Origin of the sequence: Rhodopseudomonas sp. BR0M22 (assembly GCF_010907035.1) — a bacterium.
Classification (GTDB): Bacteria; Pseudomonadota; Alphaproteobacteria; order Rhizobiales; family Xanthobacteraceae; genus Rhodopseudomonas.
In genome coordinates this window covers 1-15683 of sequence record NZ_QUMK01000069.1, presented here as the reverse complement: position 1 = coordinate 15683, position 15683 = coordinate 1, and the positions used below count along the sequence as shown (strand labels likewise).

Annotated in this window: 16 protein-coding genes; 11 read left to right on the top strand and 5 right to left on the bottom strand. The window is 65.8% G+C overall.

What is annotated here, in order from left to right:
• The first annotated feature begins 6 nt into the window (after window positions 1-6).
• Window positions 7-1407 (top strand): ethanolamine ammonia-lyase subunit EutB, encoded by a 1401-nt coding sequence (locus DY468_RS19885; protein ID WP_164606614.1) that lies wholly within the window; start codon window positions 7-9, stop codon window positions 1405-1407.
• Window positions 1400-2143 (top strand): ethanolamine ammonia-lyase subunit EutC, encoded by a 744-nt coding sequence (eutC, locus tag DY468_RS19880; protein WP_164606613.1) that lies wholly within the window; start codon window positions 1400-1402, stop codon window positions 2141-2143. Before DY468_RS19885 ends, eutC begins: the two co-directional genes overlap by 8 nt.
• Here the strand turns inward: eutC and DY468_RS19875 are convergent.
• Genes DY468_RS19875 through DY468_RS19855 form a run of 5 tightly spaced genes read right to left on the bottom strand, consistent with a single transcriptional unit; the run spans window position 2130 to window position 5837 of the window.
• The gene (locus tag DY468_RS19875) at window positions 2130-2906 is read right to left on the bottom strand and encodes an enoyl-CoA hydratase-related protein (protein WP_164606610.1); all 777 of its coding nucleotides are present in this window, start codon (window positions 2904-2906) and stop codon (window positions 2130-2132) included. The genes eutC and DY468_RS19875 overlap by 14 nt on opposite strands.
• Window positions 2907-2922: 16 nt before the next feature.
• Window positions 2923-3750, bottom strand: a complete 828-nt coding sequence (locus DY468_RS19870) for an SDR family NAD(P)-dependent oxidoreductase (RefSeq protein WP_164606608.1) — start codon at window positions 3748-3750, stop codon at window positions 2923-2925.
• 23 nt (window positions 3751-3773) lie between these two features.
• Window positions 3774-4199, bottom strand: a complete 426-nt coding sequence (locus tag DY468_RS19865; RefSeq protein WP_205512556.1) for a MaoC family dehydratase — start codon at window positions 4197-4199, stop codon at window positions 3774-3776.
• Entirely contained in the window at window positions 4196-4642 is a 447-nt protein-coding gene (locus DY468_RS19860; RefSeq protein WP_164606604.1) for a MaoC family dehydratase N-terminal domain-containing protein, read from the bottom strand. Before DY468_RS19860 ends, DY468_RS19865 begins: the two co-directional genes overlap by 4 nt.
• Before the next feature lie 10 nt (window positions 4643-4652).
• Window positions 4653-5837: a lipid-transfer protein gene (locus DY468_RS19855; protein ID WP_164606602.1), complete on the bottom strand. Its 1185-nt coding sequence runs from the start codon at window positions 5835-5837 to the stop codon at window positions 4653-4655.
• Window positions 5838-5962: 125 nt separating this feature from the next.
• Between DY468_RS19855 and DY468_RS19850 the strand changes: the two genes are divergently transcribed.
• The 9 genes from DY468_RS19850 to DY468_RS19810 form a co-directional block, all read left to right on the top strand.
• On the top strand, window positions 5963-6745 hold the full coding sequence (locus DY468_RS19850; protein WP_164606600.1) for a TetR/AcrR family transcriptional regulator: 783 nt from the start codon (window positions 5963-5965) through the stop codon (window positions 6743-6745).
• A complete protein-coding gene (locus tag DY468_RS19845; RefSeq protein ID WP_164606598.1) occupies window positions 6663-8219 on the top strand; it encodes an acyl-CoA synthetase in 1557 nt (518 codons plus the stop codon). Before DY468_RS19850 ends, DY468_RS19845 begins: the two co-directional genes overlap by 83 nt.
• A 542-nt stretch (window positions 8220-8761) precedes the next feature.
• Window positions 8762-10114 carry a substrate-binding protein gene (locus DY468_RS19840; protein WP_164606596.1) on the top strand — a complete coding sequence of 451 codons (1353 nt, stop codon included), beginning with the start codon at window positions 8762-8764 and terminating at the stop codon, window positions 10112-10114.
• Between the two features lie 245 nt (window positions 10115-10359).
• A complete protein-coding gene (locus tag DY468_RS19835) occupies window positions 10360-11367 on the top strand; it encodes a branched-chain amino acid ABC transporter permease (RefSeq protein WP_164606594.1) in 1008 nt (335 codons plus the stop codon).
• 4 nt (window positions 11368-11371) lie between these two features.
• Window positions 11372-12595: a branched-chain amino acid ABC transporter permease gene (locus DY468_RS19830; RefSeq protein ID WP_164606592.1), complete on the top strand. Its 1224-nt coding sequence runs from the start codon at window positions 11372-11374 to the stop codon at window positions 12593-12595.
• Window positions 12592-13362, top strand: coding sequence for an ABC transporter ATP-binding protein (locus DY468_RS19825; RefSeq protein WP_164606590.1), 771 nt, complete (start codon window positions 12592-12594; stop codon window positions 13360-13362). The genes DY468_RS19830 and DY468_RS19825 overlap by 4 nt, the downstream gene beginning before the upstream one ends.
• Entirely contained in the window at window positions 13359-14111 is a 753-nt protein-coding gene (locus DY468_RS19820) for an ABC transporter ATP-binding protein (RefSeq protein ID WP_164606588.1), read from the top strand. The genes DY468_RS19825 and DY468_RS19820 overlap by 4 nt, the downstream gene beginning before the upstream one ends.
• 383 nt (window positions 14112-14494) lie before the next feature.
• Window positions 14495-14761, top strand: coding sequence for a hypothetical protein (locus DY468_RS19815; RefSeq protein WP_164606586.1), 267 nt, complete (start codon window positions 14495-14497; stop codon window positions 14759-14761).
• A 211-nt stretch (window positions 14762-14972) separates the two neighbouring features.
• On the top strand, window positions 14973-15683 hold a 711-nt coding region (locus tag DY468_RS19810; protein ID WP_164606584.1), incomplete at its 3' end, for an NRAMP family divalent metal transporter.

The window sequence follows — 15683 nt, the reverse complement described above, 5'->3', positions numbered from 1 at the left end:
CTTGAGATGCCGTATCGGACCACAATCGAGCGGACGACCTTCAGCTTTGCCGACCTCAAGGAATTGATGGCCAAGGCCACGCCCGAGCGCTCGGGTGATCAGCTCGCCGGCATCTCGGCGGAGGGGCCGGTCGAGCGGCTAGCGGCGCAGATGGCGCTTGCCGACCTGCCGCTGAAGGCGTTTCTGGCCGAAGAACTGATTCCGTCCGACGACGACGAGGTGTCGCGGTTGATCGCGGCGCAGCACGATCCGGCGGCGTTCGCGGCGGTGTCGTCGTTCACCGTGGGGCAGTTCCGTGAATGGTTGCTGCGGCCGGAAGTCCAACAGCCACAGCTCGAAGCGTTGACCTTCGGGCTCACGCCGGAAATGGTTGCTGCGGTGTCGAAGATCATGCGGCTACAGGACCTGATTGCTGTCGCCGCCAAGCGCCAAGTCGTGACGCGGTTCCGTTCGACCATCGGCTTGAAGGGGCGGTTGTCGACGCGTAACCAGCCCAATCATCCGACCGACGATTCACTGGGCATCGCCGCCTCTGCGATCGACGGGCTATTGATGGGGACGGGCGATGCGGTGATCGGAGTCAATCCCGCGACCGACACCGTGTCCGACTACGTCCGCATCGTCGAGCTGCTCGACGAACTGAGGTCGCGGTTGGCGATCCCGACCCAGACCTGTTGCCTCGGCCACGTCAGCACCGCCATCAAGGCGATTGCGGCCGAGGCGCCGGTCGATCTGGTGTTTCAGTCGATCGCCGGATCGCAGAAGGCCAATGACGGATTCGGCGTCGATCTGGCGATGCTGCGCGAGGCACACGAGGCGGTGCGCGGGCTCAAGCGTGCGCCTGCTGGTGCCAATCTGATGTATTTCGAGACCGGGCAGGGGGCGGCGCTGTCGGCGGATGCGCATTTCGGCGTCGATCAGCAGACCATGGAAGCGCGTGCCTATGCAATCGCCCGTGAATTTCAGCCGCTGCTGGTCAACACTGTGGTCGGCTTCATCGGTCCGGAATATCTGTTCAACGGCAAGCAGATCATCCGTGCCGGGCTGGAGGATCACTTCTGCGGCAAGCTGCTCGGCCTGCCGATGGGCGTCGACGTCTGTTACACGAACCACGCCGACGCCGACCAGGAGGATATGGACGCGCTGTTGACGCTGCTGTGTGCCGCCGGCGTCAATTTTGTCATCACGGTGCCAGGTGCCGACGATGTCATGCTGAACTATCAGTCGCTGGCACATCACGACGCCGAGTATTGCCGCGAGACATTGGGGCGTCCGCCTGCGCCGGAGTTCGAACGCTGGCTCGGCGAAATCGGCCTGACCGATGCCAGCGGCCGGCTGCTGGACTCGCCGCTGAAATTGACGAACGACATCGCCGCACTGCGACTGCTGGAGGCGCGGCATGGCTGAGGACAGCCTGACGAGGCGCGAACCGCCTGCGATCGATCTTCGGCGGATGACCGAGGCGCGCGTTCAGCTTGGCCGGTTCGGCGCCGGCCTGCCGACGCGCGCGGCGCAAGCATTTCTGCTCGATCATGCGCGCGCCCGCGAAGCGGTGTGGTCGGTGGTGGATTGGGACCGCCTCGTCGAGCGCTTGGCGGATCTTCCGGTTGGTACAGTGGCGGTGGAGAGCGCGGCGCATGACCGCAGCACGTTTGTACGCCGCCCCGATCTCGGCCGTAAGCTGTCCGACAGATCGAGCCATTGCCTTGCGGGGATGCCCCGCGGCAGCGACGTCGCGATCGTCGTCGGCGATGGCCTCTCGGCGAGCGCGATCGATCTCAACGCCGCGCCGCTGATCCGCGCCGTGATCGGGCGGCTGCAGCTGCACCGGCTCGCGGTGGCGCCGATCGTGCTCGCGTCGCAAGCGCGGGTGGCGCTCGGCGACGCGGTCGGGGAGGCGCTGGGTGCCAGGATCTCGATCGTGATGATCGGCGAGCGGCCCGGTCTGTCGGCGGCCGACAGCCTCGGCGTCTACATCACCTATGGCCCGAAAACCGGGACGCCAGACTCGCGGCGCAACTGTATCTCCAACATCCGCCGCGGCGGACTCTCGATCGAAGCGGCGGCGGAGTCGGTGGTCGCTCTCGTGCTGGACATGATCCGGACGGAAACGAGCGGCGTGGCGCTTCTCACACGCCGGTAAAGTTCGGCGCGCGTTTCTCGACGAAGGCGGCAGCGCCTTCGCGCAGGTCCGCGGTGACGAAGGCGCGGCCCTGCTGTTCGGCTTCGTCGTCCAGCACCTCGGCGAGCGGGGCTGCCCATGCGGCTTCGATCTGGCGCTTGATCAGGCCGATGCCGATCGGCGGGCCGGCCGCGAGCTGCTCGGCGATGGCCATCGCCTCATCCATCAGGCGCTCGTCGTCGACGGCCTGGAAGATCAGGCCGGATTGTTCGGCCTGTTCGGCGGACAGCGGACGGCCGAGCAGCGCCAGGGCGCGCGCACGCGCCACGCCGATCGCGCGCTGTACGAACAGCGAGGTGCCGGCATCGAGCGCGGCGCCGAGCTTGACGAAGCTCAGCACGAATTTCGCCGAGCGCGCCGCCAGAACGATGTCGCCGGCGAGCGCCAGGCCGACGCCCGCGCCGGCCGCGGGGCCGTTGACCGCGACGACGATTGGCTTCGCCGCGCCGCGCATCGCCTCGAGCACCGGGCTGAGTTCGGCACGCATCCACGGCGCGACGTCCGCGCCGGCCCCGAACGTCTCGCTGCCGAGCGCCGCGCCGGCGCAGAAGCCTTTGCCGGCGCCGGAGAGCAGGATGGCGCGCACCGCATCGTCGGCGAGCGCCGCGATCAAGGCGGCGCCGAGCTCGCCGAGCAGACCGCGGCGCATCGCGTTGTATTGCGCCGGGTTGTTCAACGTCAGCACCGCGACGGCGCCGCGCCGCTCAGATAGAACGAGGGTCATTGCCGAAATCCCCTGCTTACAGGATCAAGCCGCCGCCGCAGACCAGCACTTGGCCGCTGACGTAGTTCGATTCCGGGCTGCAGAACAGATACACTGCGTCGGCGGCTTCCTCCGGCGTGCCGCCGCGCCCGAGCGGGATCATGCGCGCCATCGCATCCAGCATCTGCGGTTGCACGCCGACCTTGATGTCGCGGCCGGCGACGTCGATGGTCTTCTGCTGCGCTTCGATCGGCTGGGTGAGGCGGGTGTTGATCAGGCCGAACGCGACGCAATTGACGTTGACCTTGTAGCGGCCCCATTCCTTGCACAGCGTCCGCGTCAGCCCAACCAGCGAGGCTTTCGCCGACGAGTAGCTGGCCTGCCCGGCATTGCCGTAGAGCCCGGCGATCGACGAGATGTTGACGACTTTGCGGAACACCTCCTGGCCGGCCTCGGCTTCCTTCTTGGCAAAGATCCGGATCGGCTCGGCGGCGGCACGCAGGATGCGGAACGGCGCCACCAGATGTACGTCGAGCATCGCCTGAAACTGCTCGTCGGTCATCTTCTGGATCGTCGAGTCCCAGGTGTAGCCGGCGTTGTTGACGATGATGTCGAGGCCGCCGAATTTTTCCACCGCCGCGCCGACGAAGCGATCGGCGAAGCCGGCCTCCGAGACGCTGCCGTTGATGGCGATCGCATCGCTGCCCATCGCCTTGATCTCGGCGGCGACGGCGTCGCCCGGTTCGGCGTCGAGATCGTTGACGACGACGCGCGCGCCTTCGGACGCGAGCTTCAGCGCGATGGCGCGGCCGATGCCGCGGCCCGATCCGGTGACCAGCGCTACCTTGCCTTGCAGTTTGCCCATGAGCTTTCCTCGAATGCTTGTTGTTATGACAGGGCGACGATCGCTTCGCCGGCGAGCTTGATCTCGCCGGTCTGGTCGCGGGCGGTGAGGGCGAGCCGGGCGCGGCGCTCGCCGCCGGCTTCGATCAGCTCGGTGACTTGGCCTTCGCAGGTGATCTCGGCGCCGAGCTGGGTGATCGCCGCGAACCGCGTCGAAAAGCTGCGGATCCGGTTCGGCGGCACGGCGTCGCTGAGTGCCTGGCCGAGATAGCCCATCACCAGCATGCCGTGAGTGAACACGTCGGGAAAACCCGACGCCTTGGCGAAGTCGATATCGACATGGATCGGATTGTGATCGCCGGAGGCGCCACAATACAGCGCCAGCCGGTGACGGTTGATCGCCGGGAAGCGTTCGTGGACGATACGGTCGCCGACCGCGGGGGAGGTGGTCATGTCCATCGTCTCGGTCATCCGTTGCGCACCACGATGGTCCGCGTCGTATCGGCGACGTGAACCCCGTGCTGATTGGTGACGGTGGTCTCGACGCCGATCAGCGTCATTGCGCCACCCTTCTTGTCGGTGACGCTGGTCACCTGCGGGCTGAAGGTGAGGCTGTCGCCGACCATCACCGGGGCGTGGTAGGTGAAGCTCTGCTCGCCGTGCAGCACCCGGCCGAGATCGATCTCGAGCGCTTCGAGGAACTCGAACGGCTTCTCGTTGTCGAGCATCTCGAGGCAAAACAGATAGGTCGGCGGGATCGGCGGCGCTGCGAAGCCTTCGGCCTTGGCCGCGGCGGTGTCGCGATACACCGGATTGGTCTCGCCGAGGGTGTCGAGGAAATAGCGCAGCCGGCCGGCTTCGACATGGGCGGTCACCGGTGTGAACCGGCGACCGACAGCGGATTGATCGACCATCAGATTTGCCTCACGCACGCTCGTACAGCGTCACCACGCAGGCGCCGCCGAGACCGAGATTGTGCTGCAACGCGCGCTTGGCGCCGTCGACCTGGGTCGCCTCCGCGGTGCCGCGGAGTTGCCGGGTCAGCTCGTAGCATTGTGCGAGGCCGGTGGCGCCGAGCGGATGGCCCTTCGACAGCAGACCGCCCGACGGGTTGGTAACGAACTTTCCGCCATACGTGTTGTCGCCGTCGGCGATGAACTTCTCGGCGCCGCCTTCGGGGCAGAGACCAAGCGCCTCGTAGGTGATCAACTCGTTATGGGCGAAGCAGTCGTGCAGCTCGACGACGTCGATGTCGTCCGGCCCGACGCCGGCATCTTCGTACACTTTGGTGGCCGCGGCACGCGCCATGTCGTAGCCGACCACGCGCATCATGTCGTGCGCCTCGAAGGTCGACGGCGTGTCGGTGGTCATCGCCTGTGCGGCGATGCGGACACGGGTGTCGAGACCATGCTTCTTGGCGAAGGTTTCGGACACCAGCACCGCGGCGGCGCCGCCGCAGGTCGGCGGGCACGCCATCAGCCGCGTCATCACGCCCGGCCAGATCACCTGGTCGTTCAGCACATCGTCGGCCGAAAGCTCCTTGCGGAACAGCGCCAGCGGGTTCTTCGCCGCGTGGCGGCTGGCCTTGGCGCGAACTGCCGCGAACGACGCCAGCGGCGTGCCGTATTTCTGCATGTGGCTGAGGCCGGCGCCGCCGAAATAGCGCAGCGCCAGCGGTACGCCGGGCGCGTCGATCAGCTCGTTGGCGGCGGCATCGAAAGCGTCGAACGCGCTGGGACGATCAGCGAACACCGCGCCGAGCGCGCCGGGCTTCATCTGCTCGAAGCCGAGCGCCAGTACGCAGTCGGCGGCGCCGGAGGAGATCGCCTGCCGCGCCAGAAACAGGGCGGTCGAGCCTGTCGAGCAGTTGTTGTTGACGTTGACGATCGGGATGCCGGTCATGCCGACCTGGTACAGCGCGCGCTGGCCGCAGGTGGAGTCGCCGTAGACGTAACCGACGAAGGCCTGCTGGATCGCATCGTAACCGACGCCTGCATCGCGCAGCGCTAGGCGCGCCGCTTCGGCGCCCATCAGGTGATACGGCTCGTTCGCGCCCGGCTTGACGAACGGGATCATGCCGACGCCGGCGACGTGGACGGGTGACACCATCGTTTCCTCCCTAACTTACCCATTGGACTTTTTATTACCCATGAGTAATATATGCGAGCCGTTCGCGAGTCAATCGATCGGCGATGGATCGATTACTTGTCGAATTTCTGCTTGCGGAATTTGTGATGAACGAACGCGTCACCGACGATCATTCGCCCTGGATGCCGTTCGAAAGCCGCCGCCGCGCCCGCGACGAAAAGCGCGAGGCGGTGCTGCGGACCGCGGTACATCTGTTTCTCGAACAGGGCTATCATCGCGCCACGCTGAACGACGTGGCGGAGCGGCTGAACATCACCAAGCCGGCGCTGTACAATTACTTCCGCAGCAAGGAGGACATTCTGTTCGAATGCTGGGCGCTGGGGCAGGAGCGGGTCGACGAGATCATCGCCGGCATCAACGGCTCGGGCGCGGACGGGCTCGGCAAGCTGCGCGCGCTGGTGCGCGCCTATGCCGCGACGATGGCGACCGAGTTTGGTGCCAGCATGGTGCGGTTCAATCCGCGCGACCTGTCGCCGGACAACGAGAAGACAGTGCGCGCCGCCAAGCGCGGCATCGATCGCACGTTCCGGCGCTATATCGCGGACGGCGTCGCCGACGGATCAATCAAACCGTGCGATCCGAAGTTGACAGCGTTCGCGATCGCCGGTTCGTTGAACTGGATCGGTCATTGGTATCAGCGCGACGGTGCGCTGTCGCCGGATGCGATCGCGGACGAATTCGCGGTGCGCCTCACCGAGGGGCTCGCCAATCGACCAATCAAGAAGAAGAGCGCCCTCACGGCGCCGGACGGCAACAACAACAGGAAACGACCCAAGGGAGGACTTCATGAACATCACCCACGGCCTGCGGCGCGCGCTGCAGATCAACCCGGAAGGGCTGGCCACCGTCTGCGCCGGCCGCCGTCGTAACTGGCGCGAGGTCGGCGATCGCGTTGCGCGGCTCGCTGCCGGCCTTCGCGCCAGCGGCGTCGGCGAGGGTGAGCGCGTTGCGATCCTGTCGCTGAATTCGGACCGCTATCTCGAAATGTATCTCGCCGCCGGCTGGTGCGGCGGCGTGATCGTGCCGCTCAACATCCGCTGGAGCGCGCTGGAGAACGAAGACGCGCTCAAGGACTGCCGCGCGGTGGCGCTGGTGGTCGACAAGGCGTTTGCTGCGACCGGCGCTGTGCTGGCAAAGGCGATCCCGTCGATGGCGATGATCTATGCCGATGACGGCGACGTCCCGGCCGGGATGCAGAGCTATGAGGATCTGATCGCCACGCACGCGCCGATCCCGGATGCAATGCGCAAGGCCGAGGATCTCGCCGGCATCTTCTACACCGGTGGCACCACCGGCCGTTCCAAGGGCGTGATGCTGAGCCACGGCAATCTGATGGCGAACGCGCTCAACGCGCTGGGCGAGGGGCTGTTTCCCGGCACCTCTGTGTATCTGCACGCCGCGCCGATGTTCCACCTCGCCAATGGTGCCGCGATGTACTCGCTGCTGTTGTCGGGCGGCTCCAACGTGATGATCCCGTCGTTCACGCCGGAAGGCGTGATGCAGGCGATGCAGAACGATCGGGTCACCGACGTGCTGCTGGTGCCGACCATGATCCAGATGTTCGTCGATCACCCGGCGCTGAAGACTTACGACCTGTCGTCGCTGAAGAACATCGTCTATGGCGCGTCCCCGATCAGCGAGGCGGTGCTGGGCCGCGCGTCTGCGGCGCTGCCCAACGTTCAGTTCACCCAGGCCTACGGCATGACCGAGCTTTCGCCGATCGCGACCTTGCTGCATTGGAAGGAGCACATCGGCGATGGCAAGGCCAAGGGCCGGCAGCGTGCCGCCGGCCGGGCGACGCTTGGCTGCGAGGTGCGCATCGTCGATGCGGAAGACCGCACCGTGCCTTACGGGACGGTCGGCGAGATCTGCGTCCGCGGCGACAACGTGATGATGGGCTATTGGGAGCGGCCCGAGGAAACCGCGCGGGCGCTTCTCTGCGGCTGGATGCACACCGGCGACGGCGGCTACATGGACGAGCACGGCTTCGTTTATGTCGTCGACCGGGTCAAGGACATGATCATCTCGGGCGGTGAAAACGTGTACTCGGTCGAGGTCGAGAACGCGGTGGCCCAGCATCCGGCGGTGGCGCAATGCGCGGTGATCGGTATTCCGCACGAGGCGTGGGGCGAGCAGGTTCACGCCGTCGTCGTCACCAAGGCCGGTGCCACCGTGACGGCGGAGGAACTGATCGCCCACTGCAAGGCGCTGATCGCCGGCTACAAGTGCCCGCGCAGCGTCGAGATCACCGAGACGCCGTTGCCGCTGTCCGGCGCCGGCAAGATCCTCAAGCGCGAGCTGCGCCAGCCGTATTGGGAGAGCCGCGAACGTCGGGTGAGCTGATCGCTGCGTCGTCCGCGCAGACCACATCGAATCGTCGTGCGGGCTCGGCGCCACTCGGTGCCGGGCCTGCGCTTCGCGATAGCTACCGTTGAGGCGAGCAGAAATTCTGAGCGTTCCCGGAAACGTGGCGTTGCGTTGCACAGCCGTGTGCGGCGCTCGCGACCAAACGTCACAGAGGAAAACTGAGGGTCTTCACGAGGCTCAATCCGGACGTCGCATCATGCTTGACGCGATGCAATATGTGACAATTTGATTGCCGCGTTGTTGGATGAGGGTTTTCCCAAACGTCGTGCCGCATTGCATCATGATCTGTCACGACAGCGTGACGATTAGTTCTGTCAATTGAACTAGTAATTACCTACGCAACTCCCGCGTGGAGTCCTCCTTAGACAAAAGGAGCGGTTGACCCTGGTTGGCCCGCTCTCCAAGACTTCGGGCTCGCTGCCACCAAGAGCAGCCCAGGCACCGACACGCGCGCCGATGCGCCGCTGAGCCTGAGACTAACAACACGACTTCCCGAGGAACCCGAGGAGAGACGCCCCATGGCCGACAAGAAATTTATCATCGACCGCAGAACTGCGCTCAAGACCGGCCTGGCCGGTGCTGCTGCCCTTGCCACGCCGAGCTTTTTCATCCGCGACGCCTGGGCCGACGATTTCTGTAACATCCCGAAAGGCAAGGACGTCGTTTTCGGCTTCAATGTCCCGCAGTCCGGCGCTTATGCCGACGAAGGCATGGACGAACTCAAGGCCTATCAGCTCGCGGTCAAGCACCTCAACGGCGAGGGCGACGGCGGCATGCTGAAGACCATGAAGCCCTTGGCGCTCAAGGGCAACGGCGTGCTCGGCAAGAAGGTTACCTTCGTGTCCGGTGATACCCAGACGAAGGCCGATCAGGCGCGCGCCACCGCCAAGCGCATGATCGAAAAGGACGGCGCGATCATGATCACCGGCGGCTCGTCGTCGGCAGAAGCGGTCGCGGTGCAGTCGCTGTGCCAGGACGTCGGCGTGATCTTCATGGCCGGCCTGACCCACTCCAACGACACCACCGGCAAGGACAAGCGCGCCTACGGCTTCCGCCACTTCTTCAACGCCTACATGTCGGGCGTCGCGCTCGGCCCGGTGCTCGCCGAGGCCTACGGCAAGGATCGTGCGGCGTACCACCTGACCGCCGACTACACCTGGGGCTGGACTCAGGAAGAGTCGATGAAGGACGCCACCGAGAAGCAGGGCTGGAAGACCGTCAAGGCGGTTCGCACCCCGCTCGGCGCCGCCGACTTCTCGCAATACATCACCCCGGTGCTGAACTCCGGCGCCGACGTGCTGGTGCTGAACCATTACGGCAAGGATATGATCAACTCCTTGACCCAGGCGGTTCAGTTCGGCCTGCGCGACAAGATGGCGAACGGCAAGAAGTTCGAGATCGTCGTGCCGCTGTTCTCCGAACTGATGGCGCAAGGCGCCGGCGATGCGATCAAGGGCATCTACGGCACCGCGAACTGGGACTGGAAGCTCGAGGACGCCGCCACCAGCGCCTTCACCAAGTCGTTCGGCGCCGCCTACGGCACCCCGCCGTCGCAGGCCGCGCAGACCTGCTACGTCCAGGCGATCCTGTATGCCGACGCCGTCGAGCGTGCCGGCACTTTCAATCCGTCGAAGGTGATCGCGGCCCTCGAAGGCTTCGAGTTCGATGGCCTCGGTAACGGCAAGACGCTGTACCGCGCCGCCGACCATCAGTGCTTCAAGGACGTGCTGGTGGTGCAGGGCAAGGAAAAGCCGAAGGACAAGTTCGACCTGCTCGAAGTCAAGAAGGTCGTGCCGGCGTCGCAGGTCACTTACGACCCGAGCATCTTCGGCGGCGAACTCGGCTCCAAGGACGCCAAGGCGTGCGGCTGATCTGATCCAGCCGGGCTGCGCGTTGCGGCCCGGCGAGCAGAATCGTGACCGGTCGGCTGAGCCTCGGGGCACAGCCGACCGCCACGTGTCTCTTGAGCAGCAATAATTCGCGTACCGTCCGCGACCGATGGTCGGGGCGACAGGCACTGCAAAGTTCGTATTGGCCCACCGGCCGGGGTCGGTCGCCGGGGTATTTCGATGGACGCGCGCCTTGGGCCGCGGACACAGGGGGAGATTGACCACGCATGGACGCGATCGTTCTGCAGATCCTGAACGGCCTCGACAAAGGAGGGGCCTATGCGCTGATCGCGCTCGGGCTGACCTTGGCCTTCGGCACGCTCGGCGTGGTGAACTTCGCCCACGGCGCGCTGTTCATGCTCGGCGCGTTCTGCGCCGTGGTGTTCAACAAGCTGCTGACGCTGGAAATCGTCAAAATCGACCCGACGCGGACGACGCCTTGGGGCTCGCCGCTGGAGATCAAGACGCCTTACGTGCAGGCGATGCTCGGTGATTGGGGCAAGGTGCTGATCGATTACTCGGTACCGGTTTCGATCTTGCTGGCAATCCCGGTGATGCTGCTGATCGGCATCCTGATCGAGCGCGGCCTGATCCGGTTCTTCTACAAGCGTCCGCATGCCGACCAGATCCTGGTCACCTTCGGCCTCGCCATCGTGCTTCAGGAGATCGTCAAGCACTTCTTCGGCGCCAATCCGATCGCGCAATCGGCTCCCGCATTGTTCTCCGGTTCGCTGCAGATCACCGAGGCGATCGTCTATCCGTATTGGCGCATCGTCTATCTGTGCTTCTCGCTGGTGGTGATCGGCGCGGTGTTCGCGTTCCTGCAGCTCACCACCTTCGGCATGGTGGTGCGCGCCGGCATGCAGGACCGTGAGACCGTCGGCCTGCTCGGCATCAATATCGAGCGGCGCTTCACCATCGTGTTCGGGCTCGCGGCGATCGTCGCCGGCCTCGCCGGCGTGATGTACACGCCGATCGTGCCGCCCGACTATCACATGGGGATGGACTTCCTGGTGCTGTCGTTCGTCGTCGTCGTGGTCGGCGGCATGGGCTCGCTGCCGGGTGCGGTGCTGGCCGGCTTTCTGCTCGGCATCCTGCAGTCGTTCGCCTCGATGAACGAGATCAAGGGCCTGCTGCCCGGCATCGATCAGATCATCATCTATCTGGTCGCCGTGGTGGTGTTGTTGGTGCGTCCGCGCGGATTGCTCGGCCGCAAGGGCGTGATGGAGAGCTGATCCGATGAAGCATACCTCCAAACTCGCCGACATCGCGTTGCTGATCGGCTTTGCCATCGTGGTGGCGCTGGGGCCGATCATCTTCACCCCGATCGGCGCCGGCTATCCGGACCTGCTGCAGAAGTTCGCGATCTACGGAATCTTCGCGATCGGCTTCAACATCCTGTTCGGTCTCACCGGCTACCTGTCGTTCGGCCACGCCGCGTTCCTCGGCGTCGGGTCCTACGCCGCGGTGTGGTCGTTCAAGCTGCTGTCGATGGATCTGTTGCCCGCGGTGGCGATGTCGGTGGTGCTGGCCGGAGTGCTGGCGCTGGCGATCGGCTTTGTCAGCCTGCGCCGCTCCGGCATCTACTTCTCGATCCTGACGCTGGCGTTCGCGCAGATGTGCTACAACATGGCATATTCGGTGCTGACGCCGATCACCAACGGCGAAACCGGCCTGCGCGTGCTGCGCCAGGACCCGCGCTATCTCGACGCCGCGATCGGCTACGTCTCGCCGACGCCGTCGCTGTTCGGCATGCAGATCACCGGCTGGACCGGGTTCTACATCTGCGGCGCGGTGCTGGTGGCGGCGTTCGGCCTGTCGATCGCGATCTTCCGCTCGCCGTTCGGTATGACGCTGCGCGCCATCAAGTCGAACCAGAACCGGATGGGCTATACCGGCTATTCGACGCGGCCGTACCTACTGTCGGCGTTCGTGATCTCCGGCATGTTCGCCGGTCTCGCCGGCGCGCTGCTCGCCGCCACCGATCCGCTCGCGGGCGCCGAGCGGATGCAGTGGACCGCGTCGGGCGAGGTGGTGCTGATGACCATCCTGGGCGGTGCCGGCACGCTGCTGGGTCCGGTGCTCGGGACCGGCATCATCAAGTATTTCGAGAACATCTTCTCGGCCTACAACGAAGCCCAGCTCAAGGCGATGTTCACCTTCGTGCCCGACGGGCTGCGCGAGCCGGTGGTCAAGACGCTGAGCCTGTTCGTCGGTGAAGGCTGGCAGCTTACCCTCGGCCTGCTGTTCATGGCGGTGGTCATCTTCCTGCCGGGCGGCGTGATGGAAGGCATCAACCGGCTGATCGGCCTGAAGCATACGCCGAAGGTGAGGTCGCTCGGCGACTCGCCGCAGCGTGACGGTCTCGGCGAAATGGTGATCGAGGAGATGCCGACGCACGACCGCACCGCCGAGATCGAGAAGAATGCCGCCGAGCAACAAGCGAGAGCCACCGCGCCATGAAGGTGAACAGCGACATCGTTCTGCACATCGATCACGTCCACAAGACGTTCGCGGGTCTGCACGCGCTGGCGGACGTGCATCTCGACATCCGTGAGGGCGAAACTCACGCCATCATCGGTCCGAACGGCGCCGGCAAATCGACGTTGCTCAACGTCTGCGTTGGCGTGCTGCCGCCGACGCAGGGCAAGGTGATGTTCCACGGCACCGAGCTCACCGGGCTGAAGCCCTATGAGATCAACCAGCTCGGCGTGGCGCGGGTGTTTCAGACGCCGGAGATCTTCGGCGATCTCACCGTGCTGGAAAACGTCATGATGGCGATGCTGTCGCATCAGGACGGCGCGTTCCGGCTCAAGCTGGTGTCGCGGTTCGACGAACAGGGCGAGATCGGTCAGCGCGCCGTGCAGGCGCTGCGCGAGCGCGGCCTCGGCGAGCATCTGTACCATCTGGCAGGTGCGCTCTCGCGCGGCGACAAGCGCCGGCTCGAACTGGTGATGGGGCTGGTGCAGAAGCCGAAGCTGCTGCTGCTCGACGAGCCGACCGCCGGCATGGCACGCGCCGACACCAACGCCACCATCGACATCCTGCGGCAGATCAAGCAGTCGGGCATGACCATCGTGATCATCGAGCACGACATGCACGTCGTGTTCTCGCTCGCGGACCGCATCACCGTGCTGGCCGGCGGCCGCGTCATCGCGCAGGGCGTGCCCGACGAGATCAAGGGCAACCCGAAAGTGATCGAAGCCTATCTCGGCGAGGAGCAAGTATGACGACGATGACCGCCGAAAGGCCGCACGCCACCCATGCGGGCGAGACACCGTATTTCTGCTGCCGCAACCTCAACGCCTATTACGGTGACAGCTACATCGTGCAGAACGTCTCGTTCTCGCTCAACAAGGGCGAGATCCTGGCGCTGCTCGGCCGCAACGGAGCCGGCAAGACCTCGACGCTGCGCTCGATCGCGCGTGCCTCGTCGCCCGAACTGGTCTCGGGCGAGGTGATCCTCGACGGCATCAAGCTGCACGGCAAGCCGAACTACGTCGCCGCCCAGGCCGGCATCCAGCTGGTGCAGGAGGACCGCCGCATCATCCCCGGGATGACGGTGGAGCAAAATCTGCAGCTCGCGGTGATCTCCGGCAGCGTCGGTTGGTCGTTCGAGCGGATCTACGAGCTGTTCCCGCGGCTCGCCGAGCGGCGCAAGCAGGAAGGCGTGACGATGTCCGGCGGCGAGCAGCAGATGCTGGCGATCGCCCGCGCGCTCGCACGCGATCTCAAGCTGTTGTTGCTCGACGAGCCCTATGAAGGCCTGGCCCCGGTGGTGCGCCAGGACATCGCCAAGGCGTTGCGCGAAGTCCGCGCCGCCGGCATCACCACCATCATCGTCGAACAGAATGCGGTCGCCGCGTTGGAACTGTCCGACCGCGCCGTGATCCTCGACACCGGCGAGGTGGTGTTCGATGGCACCGCCAAGCATGTCCTCGACAGCGAAGACCTGCGCCATCGTTATCTGGCGATTTGACGCGGTTCGGCGAGTGTCGGTCGACGCTCGGCTGTTATTCTGAGGTGTGCGCGTAGCGCGCCCCGAAGGATGAGGGCGACGCAGACGAAGTGGGCTTGTCACCCCGCTGAACACGGCGGCGTGACCGGCCATAAACGGTGTTGACTCGATCGCAGGTGCGGGCGTAGGGCTCCGGCCGGGTCGAGCCTTTGGCGCGATCTTTCCTTCTCATCCAACGAAGAGCACATGGGCCCTAGCAGCTTTGGCCGCCTTCCCCCCGCGATAGGCCGGGCGAACGCGACCGCAACACATCGGACCGCGACCGTGTCGGGCCGCGTGAGCAAGGTGCGCTGCTAGCCGCCTGATCTCACCGTCCCGCCGCGTTGCGGCCGTGGAGGTGAGTGATGTCGATCAACTTCAAAACCGCATGGTTGCCGGCCTGGACCGGCCGCGCCGCGCGCCCGGCCGAGAGCCGCCGCGCCCACGCCAACGACAACGTCCGCAGCACGCCGCGCAGGGCGCAGCGTCCCGCGCTCGCACTGCATTGGCATGTCGGCTCGGCCGGCACGCTGGTGGCTGGCTGGACATTGGTGCCGTCGGGCGATGTGGCGGACGCCGAAGGCGGTGACACCGGCGACCGCGTGTACCAGCCGCCCTCGCGCGCGGCGTAATTCCCAACGCCCGGCTGCGCGCCGGGCAGGAGCCATTCCGATGGACCATCAACCCAGATTGCCCGCTGCCGCCTTCGTGCGTGCGGCGGGCCTGCCAGTCCCAAAATCAGCAACAGACGTGGCCGCGCCGCATCGGCGCCGGGCGGGCGAGGGCGCTTAGCGCCGCTCTCCGCGTCCGGCCTCTGCGCGCAAGCCGGATCAGGAGAGTCAAATGACCAAGCACATCCCCTTGCAGGCGACGTCGGCCTGCGCCGCCGTTCCACCGAGCGCGGTGCTCGACAGCGCCCATCTCGGCGAGATCCGCGGCGCGCTCGGCACCATCGCGGCCGATGATCGCGCGCCGCGGCGAACGTTCAAGGCCCGGCTGCAAACGCTGCTGGCGATCGCCGGGCCCGGCCTGATCGTGATGGTCGGCGACAATGACGCCGGCGCATTCGGCACCTACACCCAGGCCGGCCAGAATTACGGCACCACGCTGCTGTGGACGCTGCTGCTGCTGATCCCGGTGCTGTACGTCAACCAGGAGATGGTGGTGCGGCTCGGCGCCGTCACCGGGGTCGGCCACGCGCGGCTGATCTTCGCGCGGTTCGGCAAGTTCTGGGGCGCGTTCAGCGTCGCCGACCTGTTCCTGCTCAACGCGCTGACGCTGGTGACCGAGTTCATCGGCATCAGCCTGGCGCTGCAATATCTCGGCCTGTCGCAGTTCTGGGGCGTGATCGCGGCCGCGGTGATCATCACCTTCGCGGTCTCGACCGGCGATTTCCGCCGGTTCGAGCGGTTCGCCTTGGTGCTGGTCGCCGGCAGCCTGCTGCTGATCCCGGTTGCCGTGATGGTGCATCCGCCGCTGCCGCAATTGGCGCACGATTTCTTCGTGCCGAAGATGCCGGAGGGCGCGCCGCTCGGCGAGGTGATGCTGCTGATC